At 61.5% G+C, this 24,440-nt stretch carries 22 protein-coding genes; 11 read left to right on the top strand and 11 right to left on the bottom strand.

Annotation, left to right across the window (positions count from 1 at the left end; all coding sequences use genetic code 11):
• Positions 1 to 38: 38 nt before the first annotated feature.
• The 4 genes from QR290_RS28335 to QR290_RS28350 all read right to left on the bottom strand — a co-directional run bounded on the left by QR290_RS28335 (position 39) and on the right by QR290_RS28350 (position 4,873).
• Positions 39 to 2,036: an acyltransferase family protein gene (locus tag QR290_RS28335; protein WP_289204040.1), complete on the bottom strand. Its 1,998-nt coding sequence runs from the start codon at positions 2,034 to 2,036 to the stop codon at positions 39 to 41.
• A 170-nt stretch (positions 2,037 to 2,206) separates the two neighbouring features.
• Positions 2,207 to 3,466 carry a transcription termination factor Rho gene (gene rho / locus QR290_RS28340; RefSeq protein ID WP_007951825.1) on the bottom strand — a complete coding sequence of 420 codons (1,260 nt, stop codon included), beginning with the start codon at positions 3,464 to 3,466 and terminating at the stop codon, positions 2,207 to 2,209.
• Between the two features lie 249 nt (positions 3,467 to 3,715).
• Positions 3,716 to 4,045, bottom strand: coding sequence for a thioredoxin TrxA (gene trxA / locus QR290_RS28345; protein WP_115079614.1), 330 nt, complete (start codon positions 4,043 to 4,045; stop codon positions 3,716 to 3,718).
• A gap of 120 nt (positions 4,046 to 4,165) precedes the next feature.
• On the bottom strand, positions 4,166 to 4,873 hold the full coding sequence (locus QR290_RS28350; RefSeq protein ID WP_289204041.1) for a FadR/GntR family transcriptional regulator: 708 nt from the start codon (positions 4,871 to 4,873) through the stop codon (positions 4,166 to 4,168).
• A gap of 256 nt (positions 4,874 to 5,129) precedes the next feature.
• On the opposite strand from QR290_RS28350, the gene QR290_RS28355 reads away from it, so the two are divergent.
• The 5 genes from QR290_RS28355 (at position 5,130) to ppx (ending at position 9,662) form a co-directional block, all read left to right on the top strand.
• Entirely contained in the window at positions 5,130 to 5,915 is a 786-nt protein-coding gene (locus QR290_RS28355) for a transporter substrate-binding domain-containing protein (protein WP_115079616.1), read from the top strand.
• 21 nt (positions 5,916 to 5,936) lie between these two features.
• Positions 5,937 to 6,617: an amino acid ABC transporter permease gene (locus QR290_RS28360; RefSeq protein ID WP_085606035.1), complete on the top strand. Its 681-nt coding sequence runs from the start codon at positions 5,937 to 5,939 to the stop codon at positions 6,615 to 6,617.
• On the top strand, positions 6,614 to 7,264 hold the full coding sequence (locus QR290_RS28365; protein ID WP_007951832.1) for an amino acid ABC transporter permease: 651 nt from the start codon (positions 6,614 to 6,616) through the stop codon (positions 7,262 to 7,264). Before QR290_RS28360 ends, QR290_RS28365 begins: the two co-directional genes overlap by 4 nt.
• Positions 7,251 to 7,982, top strand: coding sequence for an amino acid ABC transporter ATP-binding protein (locus tag QR290_RS28370; RefSeq protein WP_289204042.1), 732 nt, complete (start codon positions 7,251 to 7,253; stop codon positions 7,980 to 7,982). Before QR290_RS28365 ends, QR290_RS28370 begins: the two co-directional genes overlap by 14 nt.
• A gap of 177 nt (positions 7,983 to 8,159) precedes the next feature.
• A complete protein-coding gene (gene ppx / locus QR290_RS28375) occupies positions 8,160 to 9,662 on the top strand; it encodes an exopolyphosphatase (protein ID WP_011336492.1) in 1,503 nt (500 codons plus the stop codon).
• A 340-nt stretch (positions 9,663 to 10,002) separates the two neighbouring features.
• Here the strand turns inward: ppx and ppk1 are convergent, their stop codons facing one another.
• Entirely contained in the window at positions 10,003 to 12,228 is a 2,226-nt protein-coding gene (ppk1, locus tag QR290_RS28380; protein WP_289204043.1) for a polyphosphate kinase 1, read from the bottom strand.
• A gap of 18 nt (positions 12,229 to 12,246) precedes the next feature.
• Positions 12,247 to 13,260 carry a porphobilinogen synthase gene (hemB, locus tag QR290_RS28385; RefSeq protein WP_007951836.1) on the bottom strand — a complete coding sequence of 338 codons (1,014 nt, stop codon included), beginning with the start codon at positions 13,258 to 13,260 and terminating at the stop codon, positions 12,247 to 12,249.
• 208 nt (positions 13,261 to 13,468) lie between these two features.
• On the opposite strand from hemB, the gene QR290_RS28390 reads away from it, so the two are divergent.
• Positions 13,469 to 14,125, top strand: a complete 657-nt coding sequence (locus tag QR290_RS28390) for a DedA family protein (protein ID WP_289204044.1) — start codon at positions 13,469 to 13,471, stop codon at positions 14,123 to 14,125.
• On the opposite strand, the gene QR290_RS28395 is transcribed toward QR290_RS28390, so the two are convergent.
• Positions 14,106 to 15,341 carry a sterol desaturase family protein gene (locus QR290_RS28395; RefSeq protein WP_115079620.1) on the bottom strand — a complete coding sequence of 412 codons (1,236 nt, stop codon included), beginning with the start codon at positions 15,339 to 15,341 and terminating at the stop codon, positions 14,106 to 14,108. The genes QR290_RS28390 and QR290_RS28395 overlap by 20 nt on opposite strands.
• Positions 15,342 to 15,456: 115 nt before the next feature.
• Here QR290_RS28395 and elbB point away from each other — a divergent pair, with 115 nt between their 5' ends.
• Positions 15,457 to 16,125, top strand: coding sequence for an isoprenoid biosynthesis glyoxalase ElbB (gene elbB / locus QR290_RS28400; protein WP_085606045.1), 669 nt, complete (start codon positions 15,457 to 15,459; stop codon positions 16,123 to 16,125).
• Positions 16,126 to 16,174: 49 nt separating this feature from the next.
• Here the strand turns inward: elbB and QR290_RS28405 are convergent, their stop codons facing one another.
• The 4 genes from QR290_RS28405 to QR290_RS28420 form a co-directional block, all read right to left on the bottom strand.
• Positions 16,175 to 16,630 (bottom strand): YaiI/YqxD family protein, encoded by a 456-nt coding sequence (locus tag QR290_RS28405; RefSeq protein WP_085746828.1) that lies wholly within the window; start codon positions 16,628 to 16,630, stop codon positions 16,175 to 16,177.
• Positions 16,631 to 16,634: 4 nt separating this feature from the next.
• Positions 16,635 to 18,530, bottom strand: coding sequence for an FTR1 family protein (locus QR290_RS28410; RefSeq protein ID WP_289204045.1), 1,896 nt, complete (start codon positions 18,528 to 18,530; stop codon positions 16,635 to 16,637).
• A gap of 86 nt (positions 18,531 to 18,616) precedes the next feature.
• Entirely contained in the window at positions 18,617 to 19,516 is a 900-nt protein-coding gene (locus QR290_RS28415; protein WP_115079622.1) for a LysR family transcriptional regulator, read from the bottom strand.
• A gap of 8 nt (positions 19,517 to 19,524) precedes the next feature.
• Entirely contained in the window at positions 19,525 to 20,244 is a 720-nt protein-coding gene (locus tag QR290_RS28420) for a cysteine hydrolase family protein (protein ID WP_289204046.1), read from the bottom strand.
• Positions 20,245 to 20,446: 202 nt separating this feature from the next.
• Here QR290_RS28420 and QR290_RS28425 point away from each other — a divergent pair, with 202 nt between their 5' ends.
• The 4 genes from QR290_RS28425 (at position 20,447) to lpoB (ending at position 24,440) form a co-directional block, all read left to right on the top strand.
• Complete coding sequence (locus QR290_RS28425) at positions 20,447 to 21,829, top strand: COG3014 family protein (RefSeq protein ID WP_289205333.1); 1,383 nt, start codon at positions 20,447 to 20,449, stop codon at positions 21,827 to 21,829.
• Positions 21,830 to 22,031: 202 nt separating this feature from the next.
• Positions 22,032 to 23,426 (top strand): COG3014 family protein, encoded by a 1,395-nt coding sequence (locus tag QR290_RS28430; RefSeq protein WP_289204047.1) that lies wholly within the window; start codon positions 22,032 to 22,034, stop codon positions 23,424 to 23,426.
• A 15-nt stretch (positions 23,427 to 23,441) separates the two neighbouring features.
• Entirely contained in the window at positions 23,442 to 23,816 is a 375-nt protein-coding gene (locus tag QR290_RS28435; protein WP_064379914.1) for a YcfL family protein, read from the top strand.
• 36 nt (positions 23,817 to 23,852) lie between these two features.
• Positions 23,853 to 24,440, top strand: coding sequence for a penicillin-binding protein activator LpoB (gene lpoB / locus QR290_RS28440; RefSeq protein WP_007951848.1), 588 nt, complete (start codon positions 23,853 to 23,855; stop codon positions 24,438 to 24,440).

Here is a 24,440-nt window from a genome sequence, read left to right on the forward strand (position 1 = left end):
CCTACCTGCTATGCCGGTCGCTGGCAGCCCGTCACTGCTTACTTGGCTGCATTCGCCTGACCTTTTCCGAGATTTGCCCTGGCCTGCAGGCCGACAAACAGCGGTTCGAGGATCGGTGCAACGAAACGGGCGCCGACCTCCGACAGGTGATTGTCATCGGTGTACAGCGAGTAACCACCGAGTTCGGCACGGCAAAGGCCGCTTTCATCACACAGCCTCGGGGCCGGATCGACGACACGCACCGCCGGGTCTTTCGCCAGATCGGCGAACAGCTGACTGATGAAAGCCTGGCGCTTGTGGTGTTCGGCAACGTTAAGTCCGACGTCATCCACCGGACGATCCAGCATCGCCAGCCGCGTCAGGCGGTACGGTGGACTGAACGCCTGCAACGGCGCCTCTTTCACCAGCCAGACCCGATGCCCGCCTGCCCGCAATTGCGCGACCCGCGCACGCAGACCGTCAGCCAGACGCTGCTCGGCGACGGTGCGGTCGTAATGTCCGTCGGAGGCTTTTAATGCGTGGCCCCGATCACCTTTGGCATCGCCATAGAGATACAGGCTCCAGCGCGCCACCAGCACCACATCGCTGACCGCTTGTGGCTTGAGAGCCTGTACCACTCGCTGATTGAATCGAGCGCAGCGGGCGTCGTGCTCAACACCTTCCACCGGTACGCACCCCGGCGAGCTGGCGAGGATCACACTGACGCCATGGGCTTTTGCGCCATCGTCAAACACCGGAATCAGCGCCGTGGCATGGCTGTCACCCCAGACCAGCGCTCGCGAAGCACGGTTCTGCAGACCGTAATGACAGAACAGTTTGTCATCAGGGGTCTTGTCATCCGCCAGGCATGCCATCAGTTCCGGACGCCATTCACGGCCCTTGGCGTATTGCAGCGCCTGATCGGACAACCGCCACGGCAAGCCATCAGTCCAGCGCAAGGTTTGTCCGGCCAAACCGAGTACCAACACGCCGCAGGCACCGGCCAGGAGAATCTGCCGACGCCCGGCCAATACGCGACGCTCACGAAACGGCGTCTCGACGAATTTCCATGACAGATAACCCAGCACCAAAGTCAGCAGGATCAGCCCGGCGCTGTCGAAAGCGCCTGGTTCCTCGACGCTGGCATAGCTGGAAAACACGAACACCGGCCAGTGCCACAAGTACCAGGAATAGGAAATCAGGCCCAGACCGACCATGACCCGACTGCTCAAGAATTGACCAACCCAGGTCTGGCGATGACCGTTGGCCAGGATCAGCAGCACAACACCAAGCACCGGCAGCAACGCGGCCGCACCGGGAAACGGCGTGCGCTTGTCGAAACCGAACACCGCCAACAGAATCAGGCCCATGCCGAGCAGGCTCAACAGTTGCGCCGCCATCGGTTTCAGGCGCCAGCCATGCTTCGGCGCGATCGCCAGCATCGCCCCGGCCAACAGCTCCCATGCGCGCATCGGCAACAGAAAGAAAGCTTTTTCCGGGTGATGATGGACCGCCCAGACGCTCAGACCGAACGAAACGAGCAGCACGCCGAACAGTGCCAGTCGCCAGTGTTTCAAGCGGCTCGACAGCAAGGTCAGCAACAGCGGGAAGACGATGTAGAACTGTTCCTCCACCGCCAACGACCAGGTGTGCAGCAGCGGTTTGAGATCCGAAGCGACATCGAAGTAGCCGTCCTGGCGCATGAACAGGATGTTCGAGACGAACAACACCTGATAACGCACCGAGCGCCCGAGCTCTTCGTAGTCCTTGGGCGCCATCAGGAACCAGCCCACCGCCAGCACCGCGATGATCATCGCAAACAGCGCCGGCAGGATCCGCCGCGCACGCCGCGACCAGAACTCGACGAAACTGAACCGGCCGGCCTGGCGCTGGTTCCAGATGATCGAGGTGATGAGGTAACCGGAGATCACGAAGAACACGTCCACACCGACAAAACCGCCGGTAAACCCCGGAACGCCAAAATGGAACAGCACCACGGCAATTACCGCGACTGCCCGCAAGCCGTCGATATCCCTTCGATAAGCGAGTGTGCTCATAAATCTTTAATGCCAATCAGATGGTTATTTTTTGTACAGCATCGGACGCTGCTTCTTGTTTTGCCAAGTCACTGACCTTACCAGATCGAAAACCTCCTGCCGGCCAGACAAATAACAGGCAAAAAAATGGCGCCCCCGAAGGGACGCCATTTCTAAATCAACCGACGATGTTACTTGCGCTTCATCGACAGGAAGAATTCGTCGTTGGTCTTGGTCGTTTTCAGCTTGTCGACCAGGAACTCGATGGCCGCGACTTCATCCATCGGGTGCAGCAGTTTGCGCAGGATCCACATACGCTGCAGTTCGTCGTCGGCGGTCAACAGCTCTTCGCGACGGGTACCGGACTTGTTGATGTTGATGGCCGGGAACACGCGCTTCTCGGCGATACGACGGTCCAGTGGCAGCTCCATGTTGCCGGTGCCCTTGAACTCTTCGTAGATCACTTCGTCCATCTTCGAGCCGGTTTCAACCAGCGCGGTGGCGATGATGGTCAGCGAGCCGCCTTCTTCGATATTGCGCGCGGCGCCGAAGAAACGCTTCGGTTTCTCCAGGGCGTGGGCATCGACACCACCGGTCAGCACCTTGCCGGAGCTCGGGATCACGGTGTTGTAGGCACGGGCCAGACGGGTGATGGAGTCGAGCAGGATCACCACGTCCTTTTTGTGTTCGACCAGGCGCTTGGCCTTCTCGATCACCATTTCAGCAACCTGTACGTGACGGGTCGGCGGCTCGTCGAAGGTCGAGGCAACCACTTCGCCGCGCACGGTGCGCTGCATTTCGGTCACTTCTTCCGGACGTTCGTCGATCAACAGCACGATCAGGTGAACTTCAGGATTGTTACGGGCGATGTTCGCTGCGATGTTCTGCAGCATGATCGTTTTACCGGCCTTCGGCGGTGCAACGATCAGACCACGCTGGCCTTTGCCGATCGGAGCGCACAGGTCGATCACACGACCGGTCAAGTCTTCGGTGGAACCGTTGCCGGCTTCCATCTTCATGCGCACGTTCGGGAACAGCGGGGTCAGGTTCTCGAAGAGAATCTTGTTCTTCGCGTTCTCAGGACGATCGAAGTTGATCGTGTCGACCTTGAGCAGGGCGAAATAACGCTCGCCTTCCTTCGGAGGGCGGATCTTGCCAACGATGGTGTCACCGGTGCGCAAGTTGAAACGGCGGATCTGGCTCGGCGAGACGTAGATGTCGTCAGGGCCGGCGAGGTAGGAAGCGTCAGCGGAGCGCAGGAAGCCGAAGCCGTCCTGGAGAATCTCCAGCACGCCATCACCGGAGATTTCCTCACCGCTTTTAGCGTGCTTTTTCAGCAGGGAGAAAATCACGTCCTGCTTGCGCGAACGGGCCATATTTTCTATGCCCATCTGTTCGGCCAATTCGAGCAGTTCGGTAATCGGCTTTTGCTTGAGTTCAGTCAGATTCATATAGGAATGACGTAATCATTTATGGAGGGGGGAAATTAAGCTTTTGGCTTAATGAGGCCGCGCCGCGGAGAAGGCGACAGGATCGCGTACTTATTCGAAAAGGAGTGCGTCGGCGACGGCTAGCAGGGGGCAGTGGAGAAACCAGTGCGGGGCCGAATGTATCACCTGAGTTTCGGAGCGTCTAGCCCTGAATACGCAAAAAGCCCCGCAATTTGCGGGGCTTTTTCAGGACAATCTTTACCGCGACGCTTAGAGGTTGGCGTCGAGGAAAGCTTCCAGCTGAGACTTCGACAGCGCGCCGACCTTGGTCGCTTCCACGTTGCCGTTCTTGAACAGCATCAGGGTTGGAATACCACGCACGCCGTGCTTGGCCGGGGTTTCCTGGTTTTCGTCGATGTTCAGTTTGGCAACGGTCAGCTTGCCTTCGTATTTCTGTGCAATATCGTCCAGAACCGGAGCGATCATTTTGCAAGGGCCGCACCATTCAGCCCAGTAGTCGACCAGGACAGCGCCTTCGGCCTTGAGTACGTCGGCTTCGAAGCTAGCGTCGCTAACGTGTTTGATCAGATCGCTGCTCATGGAATTCTCCAGGTTGTAAGCAAAAAAACGTGGCCCATCATAGCCGCCCTTCCCTTGTTCAGGAAGCCGCAGATGATTGAGTCTTGCTATGGCACCCGATGAGTTTGGGTATAGCTCAAGTCACGCGCTGGCGGGGGCGATGAAGGCAATTCCGGTGCGCAGGGCCGCGTTGCGCACGTGTTCCTGCATGGCTTTCTGCGCGGCGGCAGAGGCCCGGCGGGCCAGGGCGCGGAGGATCTTGCGGTGTTCCTGCCAGGTTTCCATGGCCCGCTCGGCGCGGATGAACGGTAGTTTCTGGCTCTCCAGAAAGATGTCGGCGCTGGCGGTGAGGATGCTCAGCATCGCCTGATTGCCGCTGGCCAGCAGGATCCGCCGGTGAAATTCGAAATCCAGTTTCGCCGCCGCCTCGAAGTCACCAGCACGCAGTTGTTCACGCATGGCCGCGACGTTGTCTTCCAGCTCATCCAGATCAAATGTGCTCAGTGTCACTGCCGCCAGCCCGGCTGCGAAGCCTTCCAGCGCATAGCGCAACTGAAAGATTTCCAGCGGCGAAGCCTGGGCTGCGAACGGCCAGGCCGGGGCGCCCTCGCCGCGCGGCAATTCCACCGGCGCCTGCACGAACACGCCTTTGCCCGGCTGAATGCTGACCACGCCCAGCGCGCTCAAGGACGACAACGCCTCACGCAATGACGCGCGGCTGACACCCAGCTGAACCGCCAGATCCCGTTGCGAAGGCAGCGCATCGCCGGCGCCAAAGCCCTGCTCGGTGATCAGTTTGCGGATCGCTTGCAGCGCCACTTCGGGTACGGCGCGGGAGATCGAGTTCATGGTTTTCCAGACGGACCAGGCCAAGGTGCGGCCAGTTGTAAAGCTATTCGAGGCATCAGGCAAGTCGTGCCCCAGCGGGGTTCGACGGTGTACGTCGATGCGCTATCGCAGTGCGAAACCCGACCTGACTGTTCAGACCAGTAAGACCGAACAAACCCGCTAAACCCGTGGCTTTGCAGGGCCAAACGCCTGTCTTGGCACGGCCCATGCTCTGTCCGATCGCAGAAATCACTTCCCGCCGATCCGGAGATTGTCCATGACGAAGCGTTACAGCGCCCTCCTCGCCGCCCTGTTTGCCGGTCTGATGCTGAGCCAGGCCCCCGCCCATGCCGACGGTCTGGACGACGTGGTGAAACGCGGCACCTTGAAAGTTGCCGTGCCTCAGGACTTCCCGCCGTTCGGTTCGGTCGGCCCGGACATGAAGCCGCGCGGCCTCGATATCGACACCGCGAAACTGCTGGCCGAACAGCTCAAGGTCAAACTTGAACTGACCCCGGTCAACAGCACCAACCGCATCCCGTTTCTCACCACCGGCAAGGTCGACCTGGTGATTTCCAGCCTCGGCAAAAACCCCGAGCGCGAAAAGGTCATCGATTTTTCCCGCGCCTATGCGCCGTTCTACCTCGCCGTGTTCGGCCCGCCGGACGCAGCCGTCAGCGCCCTCGACGACCTCAAGGGCAAGACCATCAGCGTCACCCGTGGCGCCATCGAAGACATCGAGCTGACCAAAGTCGCTCCCGAAGGCGTGACGATCAAGCGCTTCGAAGACAATAACTCGACCATCGCCGCCTACCTCGCGGGGCAAGTCGATCTGATCGCCAGCGGCAACGTGGTGATGGTCGCAATCAGCGAAAAGAACCCGAAACGCGTGCCCGCGCTGAAAGTGAAGCTCAAGGATTCGCCGGTCTACGTCGGCGTGAACAAGAACGAGCCGGCGCTGCTGGGCAAGGTCAACGAGATCCTGGCCACCGCCAAGGCTGACGGCGCACTGGAAAAGAACGCGCAGACCTGGCTCAAAGAGCCGCTGCCGGCCGACCTCTGACCGGCGCCGCGGGAGACTTTCATGGCCTATCAGTTCGATTTCTTGCCGGTGGTGGAAAACACCGACCTGCTGCTGCGCGGGGCGTTGTTCACCCTTGAGCTGACGGCCATCGGCGCGCTGCTCGGGGTTGGCGTGGGCATCGTCGGGGCGCTGGTGCGGGCGTGGAACATCCGCCCGTTCTCGACGATCTTCGGCGTTTATGTGGAGTTGATCCGCAACACGCCATTTCTGGTGCAACTGTTCTTCATCTTCTTCGGCCTGCCGTCCCTCGGCGTGCAGATTTCCGAGTGGCAGGCGGCTGTGCTGGCGATGGTGATCAACCTCGGCGCGTACTCGACCGAGATCATCCGCGCCGGGATCCAGGCGATACCGCGCGGGCAGCTGGAAGCGGCGGCGGCATTGGCGATGAGCCGGTTCGAAGCGTTCCGCCACGTGGTGCTGTTGCCGGCGCTGGGCAAGGTCTGGCCGGCGCTGAGCAGCCAGATCATCATCGTCATGCTCGGTTCGGCGGTGTGTTCGCAGATTGCCACCGAGGAGTTGAGCTTCGCCGCCAACTTCATTCAGTCGCGCAACTTCCGCGCCTTTGAAACCTACGCCCTGACCACCCTCATTTATCTGTGCATGGCGCTGCTGATCCGTCAGTTGCTGAACTGGCTCGGCCGGCGCTACCTGTCGAAAAGCAGCGCAAGGAGCAGCCAATGAGCGATTTCACGTTCTGGGACATCCTGCGAAACCTGCTGACCGGTCTGCAATGGACGCTGGCATTGTCGCTGGTGGCATTCATCGGCGGCGGGATCGTCGGGTTGCTGATTCTGATCATGCGCATCTCGAAAAACCCACTGCCCAGCAGCATAGCCCGCACCTGGATCGAATTGTTCCAGGGCACGCCGTTGCTGATGCAGCTGTTTCTGGTGTTCTTCGGCGTGGCGCTGGCCGGGGTGGAGATTTCGCCGTGGATGGCGGCGGCGATTGCCCTGACGCTGTTCACCAGCGCCTATCTGGCGGAGATCTGGCGCGGTTGCGTCGAGGCGATTCCCAATGGTCAGTGGGAGGCTTCGTCGAGCCTGGCGTTGAATCCGCTGGAGCAACTGCGCTACGTGATCCTGCCGCAAGCGCTGCGCATTGCCGTGGCGCCGACCGTGGGTTTCTCGGTGCAAGTGGTCAAGGGCACCGCCGTGACCTCGATCATCGGCTTCACCGAGCTGACCAAGACCGGCGGCATGCTCGCCAACGCCACCTTCGAACCGTTCATGGTCTACGGCCTCGTCGCCCTGGGCTACTTCCTGCTCTGCTACCCCCTGTCCCTCAGTGCGCGCTACCTGGAAAGGAGACTGCATGCCTCTGCTTAGAATTTCCGCCCTGCATAAATACTACGGCGATCACCACGTGCTCAAAGGCATCGACCTGAGTGTCGAGGAAGGCCAGGTGGTGGCGATCATCGGCCGCAGCGGCTCGGGCAAGTCCACCCTGCTGCGCACCCTCAACGGCCTGGAGTCGATCAACGACGGCGTGATCGAAGTCGACGGCGAATACCTCGACGCCGCCCGCGCCGACCTGCGCAGCTTGCGACAGAAAGTCGGGATGGTTTTTCAACAGTTCAACCTTTTCCCGCACCTGACGGTCGGCGAAAACGTGATGCTCGCACCGCAGGTGGTGCAGAAAGTGCCCAAGGCCAAGGCGCAAGAACTGGCGCGGCAGATGCTGGAACGCGTCGGTCTGGGCGAGAAATTCGATGCGTTCCCGGAACGTCTCTCGGGCGGCCAGCAGCAACGGGTGGCGATTGCCCGGGCGCTGGCGATGTCGCCCAAGGTGCTGCTGTGCGACGAGATCACCTCGGCGCTGGACCCGGAACTGGTCAACGAAGTGCTCAGCGTGGTCCGCCAGCTCGCGAAGGAAGGCATGACGCTGATCATGGTCACCCACGAAATGCGCTTCGCCCGGGAAGTCGGGGACAAGCTGGTGTTCATGCACCAGGGCAAGGTTCACGAAGTGGGAGATCCGAAAGTGCTGTTTGCCGATCCGCAGACGCCGGAGCTGGCGAACTTCATTGGGGAAGCAACTGCCTGAAGGATTTTCAGGGGGTTTCTGGCCTCATCGTCGGATCGCCGCCCGGACCAAGCCCGCGAATGTCCGCGCCGCAGTCTTGAGACTTTATGCGCTGAATCAAGGGTTTGAACCATGCGCGTTGGCGCCAGCGTTTGATCGTGGCACGATGACGGGGTTATCGACCGAGACCCCCTGACCATGCCCCAATCCCAAGCCAAGAATCTGTCCCTGATCGCCGCGATCGACCTGGGCTCCAACAGCTTCCACATGGTCGTGGCCAAGGCCCAGAACGGCGAAATCCGCATTCTCGAACGGCTCGGTGAAAAGGTTCAGCTGGCCGCCGGCATCGACGATGAGCGCCAGCTCAACGAAGAATCCATGCAGCGCGGGCTCGACTGCCTCAAGCGCTTTGCCCAACTGATCAACGGCATGCCGCTGGGCGCCGTGCGAATCGTCGGCACCAACGCCCTGCGTGAGGCGCGCAACCGTGGCGAATTCATCCGCCGCGCCGAAGAAATCCTCGGCCATCCGGTGGAAGTCATCTCCGGCCGTGAAGAGGCGCGCCTGATCTACCTCGGCGTGTCCCACACCCTCGCCGACACCCCGGGCAAACGCCTGGTCGCCGACATCGGCGGCGGCAGTACCGAATTCATCATCGGCCAGCGCTTCGAACCGTTGTTGCGCGAAAGCCTGCAAATGGGCTGCGTGAGTTTCACCCAGCGCTACTTCAAGGACGGCAAGATCACTCCGGCCCGCTACGCCCAGGCCTACACGGCGGCGCGGCTGGAAATCATGAGCATCGAACACGCCCTGCACCGCCTGACCTGGGATGAAGCCATCGGCTCCTCGGGCACCATCCGCGCCATCGGCCTGGCGCTGAAGGCCGGCGGACATGGCACCGGCGAAGTGAACGCCGAGGGCCTGGCGTGGCTCAAGCGTCGCCTGTTCAAGCTCGGCGATGTCGACAAGATCGACTTCGAAGGGATCAAACCGGATCGCCGGGCGATCTTCCCGGCCGGCCTGGCGATTCTCGAAGCGATCTTCGACGCCCTCGAACTGCAACGTATGGATCACTGCGAAGGCGCGCTGCGTGAAGGCGTGCTGTATGACCTGCTCGGCCGCCATCATCACGAAGACGTGCGCGAACGCACCCTGACCTCGCTGATGGAGCGCTACCACGTCGATCTGGAACAGGCCGCAAGGGTCGAACGCAAAGCCTTGCACGCCTTCGATCAAGTGGCCGTGGACTGGGAGCTGGACGACGGCATCTGGCGCGAACTGCTGGGCTGGGCGGCGAAAGTGCACGAAGTCGGGCTCGACATCGCGCACTATCACTACCACAAGCACGGCGCTTACCTGATCGAGCACTCGGACCTCGCCGGGTTCTCCCGCGAAGACCAGCAAATGCTCGCCCTGCTGGTGCGCGGCCACCGTCGCAACATCCCCAAAGACAAGTTTGCCGAGTTCGGCGACGACGGCGACAAGCTGATCCGTCTGTGTGTGCTGCTGCGTTTCGCCATCCTGTTCCACCACATTCGTGGCACCCAGGCAATGCCGCAGGTTGCGCTGCATGCCAACGGCGACAACCTCGATGTGGAGTTTCCGGAGAACTGGCTGGATGAAAATCAGCTGACCCAGGCCGATTTCGGGCTTGAGGCCGAGTGGCTGACGCGGGTGGGGATTGTTCTGACCGTGCATTGAGTAACGGGCAGGCGCAAAAAAGGCGATCCCTCGGGATCGCCTTTTTATTGGGTGTGTGTCTCGTACTGAATAAGGATTACATCTGTTTCAGGACTAGACACTGGTTTTCGGCTTGAGTCCGGCAGTGAATCTTCCCCCTCACCCCAGCCCTCTCCCCCTGGAGAGGGAGCCGACCGAGTTGTCTGGCGCTCTACATCGACCTGAAAGATCGAGTCGATTATGGATTCGGTGAAGCAAGATCAGGTCGGCGTAAATCTGCAGCATCCCCCAATCAGTCCCCTCTCCCTCGGGGCGGTCCGACGTTTCGGGAGGGTTAGGGTGAGGGGGTGCTTTTAAGCGATCAACTGCTCACCGGCAGAATCGGGCTACCCAAGCGCTCCAGCAACGTCGCCTGCGCACTGCGCGGGTTCTGGTTGCCGGTCGGCGTGTTGCGGATGTAGCGGCCGTCCGATTGCAGGCTCCAGCTGTGGGTGTTGTCGGTCAGGTACAGCTCCAGCTCTTTCTTGACCCGGGTCAGCAGCTTCTTGCCTTCCACCGGGAAGCAAGTCTCGACGCGCTTGTCGAGGTTGCGCTCCATCCAGTCGGCGCTGGACAGGAACATCTGCTCCTCGCCACCGTTGAGGAAGTAGAACACTCGGGTGTGCTCAAGGAAGCGGCCGATGATCGAGCGCACGTGGATGTTGTGCGAAACCCCGGCGATGCCCGGACGCAGGCAGCACATGCCGCGCACCACCAGGTCGATGCGCACGCCGGACTGGCTGGCCTTGTACAGCGCGCGGATGATCTTCGGATCGGTCAGCGAGTTGAACTTGGCGATGATGTGCGCCGGCTTGCCGTCGAGCGCGAATTGCGTCTCGCGGGTGATCATGTCGAGCATGCCCTTCTTCAGGGTGAACGGCGCATGCAGCAGCTTCTTCATGCGCAGCGTCTTGCCCATGCCGATCAACTGGCTGAACAGTTTGCCGACGTCTTCGCACAAGGCGTCGTCAGAAGTCAGCAGGCTGTAGTCGGTGTACAGACGGGCGTTGCCGGCGTGGTAGTTACCGGTGCCGAGGTGCGCGTAACGCACGATCTCGCCGGCCTCGCGACGCAGGATCAGCATCATCTTGGCGTGGGTCTTGAAGCCGACCACGCCGTAGATCACCACCGCACCCGCCGCTTGCAGACGGCTGGCCAGTTGCAGGTTGGATTCTTCGTCGAAGCGAGCACGCAGCTCGATGACTGCCGTCACTTCCTTGCCGTTACGCGCGGCGTCCACCAGCGCATCGACGATTTCCGAGTTGGCGCCGGAACGGTACAGGGTCTGGCGCACGGCCAGAACGTGTGGGTCTTTGGCGGCCTGGCGCAGCAGGTCGACTACCGGGGTGAACGACTCGAACGGGTGCAGCAGCAGGATGTCCTGCTTGCTGATCACGCTGAAAATGTTCTCGCTGTTCTGCAGCAGTTTCGGAATCTGCGGCGTGAACGGCGTGTATTGCAGCTCCGGATGGCTGTCCAGACCGGTGATGCTGAACAGACGCGTCAGGTTCACCGGACCGTTGACCTGATACAACTCGGTCTCGCTCAGGTTGAACTGCTTGAGCAGGTAGTCCGACAGATGTTTCGGACAGGTGTCGGCGACTTCCAGGCGCACGGCGTCACCGTAACGACGGGAGAACAACTCGCCACGCAGGGCGCGGGCCAGGTCTTCGACGTCTTCGGAATCGAGCGCAAGGTCGGCGTTCCGGGTCAGGCGGAACTGGTAGCAGCCCTTCACCTTCATGCCTTGGAACAGGTCATCGGCGTGGGCGTGGATCATCGACGACAGGAACACATAGTTGTCGCCAGGGCCGCCGACTTCTTCCGGCACCTTGATGATCCGCGGCAGCAGACGCGGCGCCGGGATGATCGCCAGACCGGAATCGCGACCGAAGGCGTCGATACCTTCGAGCTCGACGATGAAGTTCAGACTCTTGTTCACCAACAACGGGAACGGGTGCGTCGGGTCGAGGCCGATCGGGGTGATGATCGGCGCGATTTCGTCGCGGAAATAGCGACGGACCCAGGTCTTGAGCTTGGCCGTCCAGTTGCGACGACGGATGAAGCGCACCTGATGCTTTTCCAGCTCCGGCAGCAGGATGTCGTTGAGGATTGCGTACTGGCGGTCTACGTGACCGTGCACCAGCTCGCTGATGCGGGCCAGAGCCTGATGCGGTTGCAGACCGTCGGCGCCGGCCTGTTCACGGGCGAAGGTGATCTGTTTCTTGAGGCCGGCGACGCGGATTTCAAAGAATTCGTCGAGGTTGCTGGAGAAGATCAGCAGGAACTTCAGCCGCTCCAGTAACGGGTAGGACTCGTCCAGCGCCTGTTCCAGCACGCGGATGTTGAACTGCAGTTGCGACAATTCACGGTGGATGTACAGGCTGCTGTCATCCAGGCCGGGAATCGCGATCGCCGGAACCGCCGCGGCAGGCTCGGTTGCCGGCGCGGGTGGCGCAGGCTCCAGTTCCGGCGGGGTTTCGGTAATCTGCTCGACCACGGGTTGAGCTTCTTTTACGGCAACTTCAGTGAGTCCTTCGGTATTCATCGAATGTTCCTGGGAGGGCTATTTCTGCTCTCGTAACAATTGAGCGGCACGGACAGCAAAGTAAGTCAGGATGCCATCAGCGCCGGCACGTTTAAAGGCGGTCAGGGATTCGAGGATCACGCCTTCGCTCAACCAGCCATTCTGGATCGCCGCCATGTGCATGGCGTATTCGCCGCTGACCTGATAGACGAAGGTCGGCACTTTGAAGGCATCTTTTACCCGGAACAAAATGTCCAGGTACGGCATGCCGGGTTTGACCATGACCATGTCCGCGCCTTCAGACAAGTCCGCGCCCACTTCGTGCAGCGCTTCGTCGCTGTTGGCCGGGTCCATCTGATAAGAGGCCTTGTTCGCCTTGCCCAGGTTCGCGGCCGAACCCACGGCATCGCGGAACGGGCCGTAATAGGCGCTGGCGTACTTGGCCGAGTAGGCCATGATCCGCACGTTGACGTGACCGGCCAGCTCCAGCGCTTCGCGGATTGCCTGAATGCGGCCGTCCATCATGTCCGACGGGGCAACCACCTGGGCGCCCGCAGCGGCGTGGGACAAGGCTTGCTTGACCAGTGCATCGACGGTGATGTCGTTCTGCACATAGCCTTCTTCATCGAGAATGCCGTCCTGACCGTGAGTGGTGAACGGGTCCAGGGCGACGTCGGTGATCACGCCCAGCTCGGGGAATCGGTCACGCAGGGCGCGGGTGGCACGCTGGGCGATACCTTCGGGATTCCAGGCTTCGGCGGCATCAAGGGATTTGAGTTCGGGTGGGGTAACCGGGAACAGCGCCAGCGCCGGAATCCCCAGTTCGACCCATTTGGCGGCTTCTTCAAGCAGCAGGTCGATGGTCAGGCGCTCGACACCCGGCATCGAGGCCACGGCTTCGCGGCGGTTTTCACCGTCGAGCACGAACACCGGCAGGATCAGGTCATCGACCGTCAATACATTCTCACGCACCAGCCGCCGGGAAAAATCATCACGGCGATTGCGACGCAGGCGGGTGGCAGGGAACAGACGGTTGGCTGGGGTAAAGCTCACGGCAGACTCCTGAGCCCGCGCAAACGGGCGAGCGTGACAGTTATAGATGGCCATTATGACCAACGTATTACAGTTATGTGCACCCCTGCGACAGGTAGTCGCTTTCCATTGTCCGTGTAGGAAATGTTCACGTCGAGACACATTTCGACACTTTCCTGAATGTGTCCGAAGGGTTAGGCTGCGCGTTCATTTCGCCAGCACCCAGACAATGCTCCAACAATTTCTGCATGACTTCGGCTACTTTGCCCTGTTTCTCGGCACGTTTTTCGAAGGCGAAACCATCCTGGTGCTCGCGGGTTTCCTCGCGTTCCGTGAATACATGGACATCAAACTGGTGGTGGTCGTGGCGTTCTTCGGCAGCTATGCCGGCGATCAGCTGTGGTACTTCCTGGGCCGCAAGCACGGGCGCAAGTTGCTGGCGCGCAAACCGCGCTGGCAGATGATGGGCGACCGCGCGCTGGAACACATCCGCAAGCACCCGGACATCTGGGTCTTGAGCTTTCGCTTCGTGTACGGCCTGCGTACGGTTATGCCGGTAGCGATCGGCCTGTCGGGCTATCCACCGGGACGTTATCTGCTGCTGAACGGGATCGGCGCCGCGATCTGGGCCACCGCCCTGGCTGCTGCCGCCTACCACTTCGGCGCCGTACTCGAAGGCATGCTCGGCAGCATCAAGAAGTATGAGTTGTGGGTACTGGGCGCGCTGCTGGTGCTCGGCCTGGGCCTGTGGCTGCGCCGCCGGTTCAAGAATGCCCGGCTGGCGAAAAAGGTCTACGAGGAAGAGCAGGCCGAGCAACTGGCCAAGGCCGAACGGCACAAAGCCGAAATGACCAAGGCTGCCGACCCTAAGACGCCAGCCGAGTAAGTCGCTGGCGGCAGCAATACAGCCCGATGCCGCTGAGCAGGCTGTAACTGAGCAGGCCGACCCATATCCCCGGGCTAGCCGGCCACAGCCCGACCAGCGGCGCCAGCCACACCAGCGGCAGGTTCGATGCCAGCCGCAGCACTTCCAGCTTCCCCGCCCACGGGCGATTCTCCAGGGCCACGCCCAACACGAACAAACCGAACGCCACCGCGCCCCAGCCGAGCAGCAATGCACCGGTGGGCAGACTGCGTTCCAGATTCAGCAGATAACTGCCCAACGCCACATACACGCCAAACTGCAACCCCACGTACCACTGCTGACGGCTGTCCAGCGGCACCTCGAATTTGCGGAACTGACTCAAGTCCGGCTTGCTCATCGGGTACTTCGCCGCGACGTCCGCCGGACGCCAGCCGGTGCGCATGAACCAGATCCGAATCTTGTCCCAGGTGCGCTCGGCCCGGCGCGCGTCGTCCCATAGCTGCGCGTAGAACTGCAGGTTGGCCCACAACGGATTCCAGCTCGCCAACGGCGTGGTCACGCCGAAAATCACCGGCTCGTTGTCGTCCTCTTCCTGGAACGAGCCGAACAGACGGTCCCAAATAATGAACACCCCGCCGTAGTTGCGATCCATGTAGAGAGCGTTCTGTGCATGGTGGGCCCGATGATTGGACGGCGTGACGAAGCACCACTCGAACCAGCCGAGCTTGGGAATGTGCCGGGTGTGGACCCAGAACTGATAGAGCAGATTCAGCGCCGCGACACTGACAAACACCAGCAACGGCACCCCGAGCACCGCCATCGGCAGGTAGAAAATCCAGCCCAGCAGAAACCCGGTGCTGGTCTGGCGCAAGGCCGTGGAAAGGTTGTAGTCCTCGCTCTGGTGATGCACCGAATGCGCGGCCCAGAGGATATTGCGTTCATGGCCCATGCGATGCAGCCAGTAATAGCAGAAGTCATAGAAAACAAAGGCAAACACCCAGACCCAGACGCTGTCCGCAGGCAACCTGACCAGCGCCAGATGCTCCAGGGCAAACGCATAGGTCACCAGTCCCACGCCCTTGGTCAGCAGGCCGGTGGTGGTCGACAACACCCCGGTGCTGATGCTGTTCACCGCATCGGCCAGGCGATAGTTGCTCACCCCGCGCCAGCGGTCGGCGATGAGCTCGGCCGCAATCAATACGAAGAAGAACGGCACCGCATACAGAATGAAGTTCATGACGTGCCCTGGTCGAAATCTGTAGCACAGATCCTAGGTGTAGCCGCGGCTTCACCCTATGGCAACGAACGCCAATTTAGTGGACATTTAACGCCATGAATCTGGAGAGAAACCCATGAGCAAAAAAGTTGCAGTGATCCTGTCCGGTTGCGGCGTATACGACGGCGCCGAGATCCACGAGAGCGTCATCACCCTGCTGCGCCTCGACCAGCGCGGCGCTCAGGTGCAGTGCTTCGCCCCGAACATCGCTCAATTGCATGTGATCAACCACCTGACCGGTGAAGAAATGCCCGAGTCGCGCAACGTGCTGGTGGAATCGGCACGCATCGCCCGGGGTAACGTCAAGGATCTGCGCGAGGCCGATGTCGAGGATTTCGATGCGCTGATCGTGCCCGGCGGTTTCGGTGCGGCGAAGAACCTGTCGAACTTCGCCATTGAAGGCGCCGGCTGCACCGTACAGCCAGAAGTGCTGGCGCTGGCCGAAGCCTTTGCCGAAGCGGGCAAGCCTGTCGGCCTGATCTGCATCTCGCCGGCGCTGGCCGCGAAGATCTACGGCCCGGGCGTGACCTGCACCATCGGCAACGATGCCGACACGGCCGCCGCCATGAACAAGATGGGCGCCACCCACGAAGACTGTGCGGTAACCGACATCATCGAAGACAAGGCGCGCAAACTGGTGACCACCCCGGCGTACATGCTGGCGCAGACAATCAGCGAGGCGGCTTCGGGGATCAACAAACTGGTGGATCGGGTGTTGGAACTGACCCACGAAAACGACGCCTGATTGGCGGCGGTGATCGTTCCCACGCTCTGCGTGGGAACGATCAATCAACTCAGGATTGGCGCGCCAGCCGTGTCAGGATCCGGTCCAGCGCATTGGCGAACGCCTGCTTCTCCCGGTCACCGAAAGGTGCCGGGCCGCCGCTGACCTGGCCCTGCTCACGCAGATCGGTGAACAGGTTGCGAGTCGCCAGCCGCTCACCCATGTTCTGCGCGTCGAACTCCTTGCCTCGTGGGTCGAGCGCCGCCACCCCCTTCTTCACCAGCCGGTCGGCCAGCGGGATGTCGCTGCAAATCACCAGTTCGCCCGGCACCGCGTGCTCCACCAGATAATCGTCCGCCGCATCCGGGCCACTCGGCACCACGATCAGCTTGACGATCGCCAGCGCCGGTTTGCTCTGCGGTTGCCCCGCCACCAGCACCACTTCGAAGCGGCGCTTGAGGGCGAACTTCACCACCAGCTCCTTGGCCATCTTCGGGCAGGCGTCGGCATCGATCCATACGCGCATCATCTCAAGCCGCCACGCGGCGCTTTTCAGCCACCCAACTGCGGCCGTACAACACGATAATCGCCGCAATCGCCACAGCCTGCGCCGTCAGCGAATAGGCATCGGCATGAATCCCCAGCCAGTCGAAATCGAAGAACGCCACCGGACGAGTGCCAAAGATCCCGGCTTCCTGCAACGCCTTCACGCCGTGACCGGCGAACACCACCGACAACGCGCACAGCAGCGCTGCGTTGATGCTGAAGAACAGCGTCAGCGGCAGTTTTGCCGAGCCGCGCAGAATCACCCACGCCAGACCGAACAGCAGCACCAGCGCCGTTGCACCGCCAGCGAGTACCGCGTTATGCCCGGCGGGACCTGCCTGCAGCCACAGGGTTTCGTAGAACAGGATCACTTCGAACAGCTCGCGGTACACCGAGAAGAACGCCAGGATCGCGAAACCAAAACGCCCGCCTCCGCCAACCAGGCTCTGCTTGATGTAGTCCTGCCAGGCCGCCGCGTGCCGACGGTCGTGCATCCAGACCCCGAGCCACAGCACCATGACGCTGGCGAACAGCGCCGTGGCGCCTTCCAACAGTTCACGCTGGGAGCCGCTGACATCGATCACATACGCCGCCAGCGCCCACGTCCCGAGACCCGCCAGCAGCGCCAGACCCCAGCCGACGTTGACACTGCGCACCGCCGATTGCTGGCCGGTGTTGCGCAGGAACGCGAGGATCGCCGCCAGCACCAGAATCGCTTCCAGACCTTCGCGCAGCAGAATCAGCAGCCCGGAGATGTAGCTCAGCGACCAGCTCAGACCATCGCTGCCCAGCAGGCCGGCGGATTCCTTGAGTTTGGCCTTGGCCGCGTCGAGACGCTGTTCGGCCTGCTCCACCGGCAAGCCGTCCTGCAGCGATTGCCGATAGGCCATCAGGGATTTTTCGGTGTCCTTGCGCACGTTGGCGTCGACGTTGTCCAGCGAGCTTTCGACCAGTTCGAAGCCTTCCAGATACGCCGCCACCGACAGGTCATAGGCTTGATCGTGCTCACCGGCGCGGTACGCCGTCAGGCTCTTGTCCAGCGTCGCGGCGGTGTAGTCGAGCAGCTGTGCCGAGCCGCGCTTGACCTGCGGCGGCTGCGCCCGTTGCACGCGGAAGATCGCGGCGGCTTCAGCGCCTTCGGCAGCTTGCACTTCAGCCGGAGTCTGGCGAGCCAGATCGGCGATGTTGTAGGTCTTGTCGGATTTGGCCGTGGCCGGATCGGCGCTGAACTGAGCGATGTAGGTCGCCAGGTCCCAGCGCTGACGATCATCCAGCTGATCGGCGAAGGCTGGCATGTCAGTGCCTTCGACGCCCTGACCGAGGGTGCTGTAGATCGCGTACAGACTCAGGTGATCCATCCGCGCAGCGTCGCGCAGATTGGCCGGCGCCGGCGTCATGCCGAGACCTGCCGGGCCGTCGCCGGCACCCGTTTCACCATGACACACCGAGCAATTTTGTGCGTAGAGCGGCGCACCACGGGTCGGGTCAGGGGTGATGATCGGGGCCTGGCTGACTTCATAGGCCACCGCCAGTTTCGCCCCCAGCTGCCGGGCCTGACGGGCCACGTCCGCACCGTCCTGTTTCGCAGTGATCGCGGCGTGCAGGGCAGTGACGCCCTGCTCCAGCGCCGCTTTCTCCGGCTTGGCCGGCAGGCCGGCGATCAGCCCTTGCAGCACCTGGGTGAACTCCAGCTGCTCGCGGTACTCGCCGTCGTCGATGACCTTGCCAGCCTCTACCGTCGGCGGGTAATCAGCGCTGATGTAATCGAGCAGGTGCAGCGCTTGCGGCGCGCCTTCCACGGTGTCGGCCAGCAGATTGAAGCTGCTCAGGGCGCACAACGGGAACACCAGCCAGGCCAGAAATCGGGACGCGGCAGTCATGAATGAGTCTCAAGTGGAAATGCGAAGTTACATATTGTTCACGTCGAGCGCGATTCCCTCAAGCTTTCTTGGCTACCCGACGGGTTTTAGCGCAAGGGTGTACTCGTCTTGCGATAGTGTTCGGCCATGAAGTCGACGAAGACCTGCACCTTCAGCGCCACGTGCCGGGCATGGGGATACAGCGCGAAGTAATGCCGCTGGCCGAGGTTGTAGTTGGGCAGGATCTGCACCAGCCGGCCACGCAGCAGATCGTCCTGCACCGTGGCCCGAGTGAACGCGGCAATCCCGACTCCGGCCAGCGCCGCCGCATGCAGCGAGCTGATCGAGTCTGCCTTGAACCGCCCTTGGGCGCGCACCGCTGTCGTCAGCCCGCGCGCATCGGTCAGCGACCAGTCGCCACCGCCGACGAACGCGAGCAATTGATGGTCGGCCAGCTCACTCACCTGGCGCACCAGACCGTTTCGCGCGACGTAGGTCGGCGAGGCCACCAGTACCAGCTCGGATACCGTCAGCAGACGCGCCACCAGGGATGAATCCGCCAGCGGCCCGCAGATACGCAGCGCCACGTCGAAACCTTCGGCGATCAGGTCGACAAAACGATCATCGCAGGACAGATCGACCTCAACCTCGGGATAACGCTGCTGAAACGCCGGCAGCCAGCTCGCCAGTTCCAGCGTGCCGATCACCACCGGCGCGCTGATGCGCAACAGTCCGCTGGGGGTTTCACGGGCCTGCCCGACCGCCAGCGCGGCCTGATCGAGGCGATCGAGAATGTCCACGCACGCGGCGTAATACTGCTGCCCCGCCGTGGTCAGGCTGAACCGCCGGGTGTTGCGGTTGATCAGGCGCGCGTCTAGCTCCGCCTCCAGTTGCTGGAGCTGGCGGGAGATCGTCGAATGCGTGGTGTCGAGCCGCTCGGCGGCGGCAGTGAAGCCGCGACACTCGACGATGCAACGGAACGCGCGCATGGCCAACAGCTGATTCATCGAAGCCCTCAGTCGAGTGGCAGGCGAACGATCTGCTGCGTGATCATGACGTCACCGAAGGTGTCCTCGATTTCGGCCAGCGCCGCGCGGTGCAGGCTGTCCTTGTCGACGGTGTCGCCGTTGACGCGGGTGATCGCCCGAGTCGCCGAAGCGTCGGATGCTACCACGACCTTATAGCCCAATGGCGCGGCGTCCCGGGCGCCGCCGGCAACGCAGGCGTGGGTCATCAGACCGGCGAAAATCACGGTCTTGATGCCGGCCTGCTTGAGCTGCCGATCGAGGTCGGTGCTGGCGAACACGCTGACAGTGGACTTTTGCAGTACGTGATCCTGCGCCCTCGGCTGCATCAGCGGATGAAACTTCACGGTCTCGCCGCCCTGCGCGAACAGCGGCGAGCCGGCGGGCGCAACGTGCTGGACCTGGAACACCGGAATCTTCGCCTGATCGGCAAAGCGGATCAGCTCACGAGCCTTGTTCATGGCTGCGATGCCGTCGGGAATAGGCAGACGCCCGCTGAAGTACTCGTTCTGGAAATCGATCACCACAAGCACAGTGGTCTTCGGGTCGAGGCGCTCGATCGGCGCCGCGCCGGACAGGGTGCGCAAGGTTGGATGGGCGGATGGATCGGCGGCTGCGCTGGCCATCGCACTGCTGGCTGCCGCGAGGCCGAGACCGGCGAAAAAGGTTTTGAAGAACGAGGCAAAACGCGGCGTTTGAGTCAGGGTCATGGTGCGATTCCTGTACAGGTGCTGGAGGTTGGCGCCCAGTCTAGAAAGGCACCTGATTACCAACAACGGCGGATCCCGAACATGATCTGTGCATTTTCAGCACCAATCTGATCTGTCAAAAACAGCACAGCACATGGCCATCACCCAACCCTATAATGCCCGCACCCTCAGTGCCTCTTCGCTCAAGGAAGAACTTGCCTCCATGCGCCACTGCTTGCTGCTTTGCCTGTTGTTCAGCACGTTTGTGCAACTGAGCGGATGCGCCGCCTACCGCAATTACGACCTGGAAATGCAGCAGACCAACGACCGGCTGATGCTCGGCGACTATCAGGGCGCCCTGGATGTGCTGGAGTGGAACAACCCGTGGGAAGACAAGGACCTGCTCTACTACTTTGAGAAGGGTTCGATTCTCAGCTTCGCCAACGCACGCCCGCAGAGCCAGAAAGCCTGGCGCAGCGCAGACCGGATGGTGTTCCAGCGCGAAGAAGCCGTGCCTTCCGCCCCCATGAAGCTGCTCAACCGGTTTGCCTATGAAATGGGCACCCTGCTGGTCAACGACAAGCTCAGCCGCTACGAAGGCTATGACTACGAAAAAGTCATGCTGACCACACAGATGGCCCTCAACCAATTGGGTGAAAGTGATTTCGACGGCGCACGGGCAGACATCAAGAAGACTCACGAACGTGAAGCACTGATCGCCCGCCAGCGGGAGCGCCAGTACGAAGAGCTTGAGGAACAGGCCAAAGCTCAAGGCATCGTCGTGCAATACAAGGATCTGCAGGGCTATCCCGTCACCACCCTGGATGCGCCGGCGGTGATTGAACTGAAGAACGGCTACCAGAGTGCTTTCAGCCATTACCTGGCCGGGTTCACCTATGAAGCGCTGGGTGAACGGGATCTGGCCGCACCGGGTTATCGCCAGGCGATCGAGTTGCGCCCGAACACGCCCTTCCTCGAGCAGGCGCTGCGCAATCTCGACAAACCGCCGGCCAAGGATGATGAAAGCGATGTTCTGATCGTCGTGCAGAGCGGTCTGGCGCCGGCCCGCAGCTCGGTAACGGTGCCGATCCCGGTGCGGCTCAATGAAAACCTGGTCATTATCGCGCCGATCTCGTTTCCCATCCTGGTGCCGGACACCATCACACCGGCGTTCGACCACATCATGGTGGATGGCCGCAAACACCCGCTGACCGTGATCAACAGTGTCACCGACATGGCGTTTCGTACGCTGCGCGATGACATGCCGGCGATCATTTCCCGGGCGATGTTCCGCGCCAACATGGCTGCCATTTCCCAGGCCCAGGAAAACGAACGCAATCCGGCCAAGGCCTCGCTGGTCGTCACCGAGCACGACCCCTTTGAGGAGGCCGACACCCGAACGTGGCGCACGCTCCCCGACAAGACACTGGTGGCACGCATTCGACTGAAGAAAGGCGATCATCGATTCAATGCGCCCAATGCGCCCGATGCACCCGGAGCGTCCTCGGTCACCCTGCGCATCGACCGCGATCACCAGCTGGTCAACCTGCGGGTTCTGAGAGATGTCGCCAACGTCATCGGCAACGCCAGATTGCCCGACAAGTAATGGCACCTGACTAACCAGTGCAATTAAAAAGCTATTACATAGCCAGCATCGCCCGCATATAATGCCGCGCCCGCGCTATCGCGATGCGGCATTAAAGCTCCTCTTTTTATGAGGAATTGGCAGGAGGCCAACGCCACTGCCGATCGGTCCCAGCAGCCCGACCCGCACCCGAGGCTGTCGCTACTCATGGAAGAAGTACCCCATGGCATTCCGCGCTCCCACTCTGATCGCGCTCAGCGCTGTCACCCTGCTGTCCGGCTGTTCGGCGTTTCGCAACTACGATTCCGAACTGGCCCAGACCAACCAGCAACTGGCCACCGGCAACGTTGACGCCGCCCTGACCCTGCTGGAAAAGAACAACACCGGCCCGGACAAGGACCTGCTCTATTACTTCGAGAAGGGTGAACTGCTGCGCGCCAAGGGCGATCTGTCCGGCAGCCAGAATGCCTGGACCAGCGCCGACCAGGTGGTGGGCAAGTGGGAAGATTCGGTCAAGCTCGACACCGACAAGTACCTGGCCCAGTTCGGCAGTTTCCTGGTCAACGACAAGGTCCGCCGCTACGAAGGCTACGACTACGAAAAAGTCATGCTGACCACGCAGATGGCTTTGAACCTGCTGGCGGTCAACGATTTCGACGGCGCCCGCACCGCAATCAAGAAGACGCACGAACGTGAAGCGGTGATCGCCGACCTGCGCGACAAGGAATACCTCAAGAGCGAAGAGGAAGCCGAGAAAGAAGGCATCAAGACCGAGTACAAGGACTTGCAGGGCTACCCGGTCGCCAGCCTCGACGCGCCGGAAGTGGTCAGTCTGAAAAACAGCTACCAGAGTGCGTTCAGCCACTACCTGGCCGGTTTCGTCTATGAAGCCCTGGGCGAGAAAGACCTCGCTGCGCCGGGCTATCGCAAGGCTGCCGAACTGCGCCCGAACACGCCGCTGCTGGAGCAGGCGCTGGTCAACCTCGACAAGCCGGTCAAGAGCGACGACAGCGACATCCTGATCGTGGTGCAAAGCGGTCTGGCGCCGGCCCGCGATTCGATCCGCGTGCCGTTGCCGCTGCCAATCTCCAACAACGTGGTGATCACCCCGCTGTCGTTCCCGATCATCAAGCCTGACACCTCCACCGCGCCGTTCGCGCAGATCGGTGTCGATGGCCAACAGGTCGACCTGACCGCACTGAACAGCACCACCGCCATGTCCCGCCGCGCCCTGCGCGATGACATGCCGGGGATCATCCTGCGCACCACCGTGCGCGCGATCACCAAAGGCGTGGCGCAGAAGAAGATCAACGAAACCAACCCGCTGGCCGGTCTGGCGGTCGGTATTTCTTCAGCTGTGCTCGAAGGTGCCGATACCCGTACATGGCGCACCCTGCCGGACACCACTCAAGTGGTCCGTCTGCGCCTGAAAAAGGGTGAGCACCAGGTTACTCTGCCGAGCGCCGTCGGTGGCTCTCAGGTCAAGGTGACCGTCGATCAGCGTTACCAGGTGATCACCCTGCGCGCCGTCGGCAATCAGGTATTCGCCGCCGGCCTCGCCGCCCACGTGACCCCGAGTGCTGGCGCCACCGCCGTGGCCAGCCTCAAACAACCTTAAGAACGGAGTCTTTGCATGCGCTTCAAACTCATCGCCGTCGCCGCCCTCGCCCTTTTGGCGAGCGGCTGCGCCACCCCGCCACCACCTGAGCCGGGCAGCGCCGCGAGCAAGGTCGTGGCCATGGGCCCGCAGAAACACATCGTGGTCGGCGCGATGCGCGTAGCCCGCGAAAACGGCTTCATGACCGTCAACGTGCAGTTGAGCAACACCCTCAACAGCAACAAGACGTTCTACTACCGCTTCGCCTGGCTCGGCGCGGAGGGTTTCCCGATCGCCGAAGAAGAAGTCTGGAAGAGCCAGATGATGTACGGCGCCCAGACCAGCTTCATCCAGGGCATCGCCCCGACGCCGAAAGCCGTGGACTTCCGTCTGGAACTCAAGACGCCGTAAGCCCGACACCCTATTCCCGATTCAGAGAGCATTCCCATGTTTGCACGCTTTTCCTTCATCGCCGTCCTCGCCCTGCTGGCCTCCGGTTGCGCCAACACTTCGCCGACCCTGGGCAGCAAGAACATCAGCTACGGCGACACCAAGGCCGTTGAAACCGTGACCAACGAGTTCGGTTCCACCGACCTGCAGATGATCGCAGAGTCGATGACCCGTTCCCTGGCCCAGTCCGGCATCCTGCAGGGCCGCCCTGTGGTGCAGGTCTACGACGTGAAGAACAAGACCAGCGAATACATCGACACCCGCGAAATCACCACCAGCATCAAGACCCAGCTGATGAAGTCCGGCACCGCCCGTTTCGCCAGCGACAACACCGCGATGCAGAGCCAGGTCGACCAGCTCAAGCTGCAAAACCAGAGCGGTCTGTACAAGAAGAGCACCGTGGCCAAGACTGGCAACATGATCGCTGCCAAATACCGTCTTGAAGGTTCGATCAGCTCGATCGTCAAGCGCAGCAGCGACTACAAGGACGTCTTCTACAAATTCAGCCTGCAACTGATCGACGTTGAAAGCGGTCTGGCCGAGTGGATGGACGAGAAAGAGATCCGCAAAACCACGGAGCGTTAA

The organism is Pseudomonas fluorescens (assembly GCF_030344995.1).
Taxonomy (GTDB): domain Bacteria; phylum Pseudomonadota; class Gammaproteobacteria; order Pseudomonadales; family Pseudomonadaceae; genus Aquipseudomonas; species Aquipseudomonas fluorescens_BF.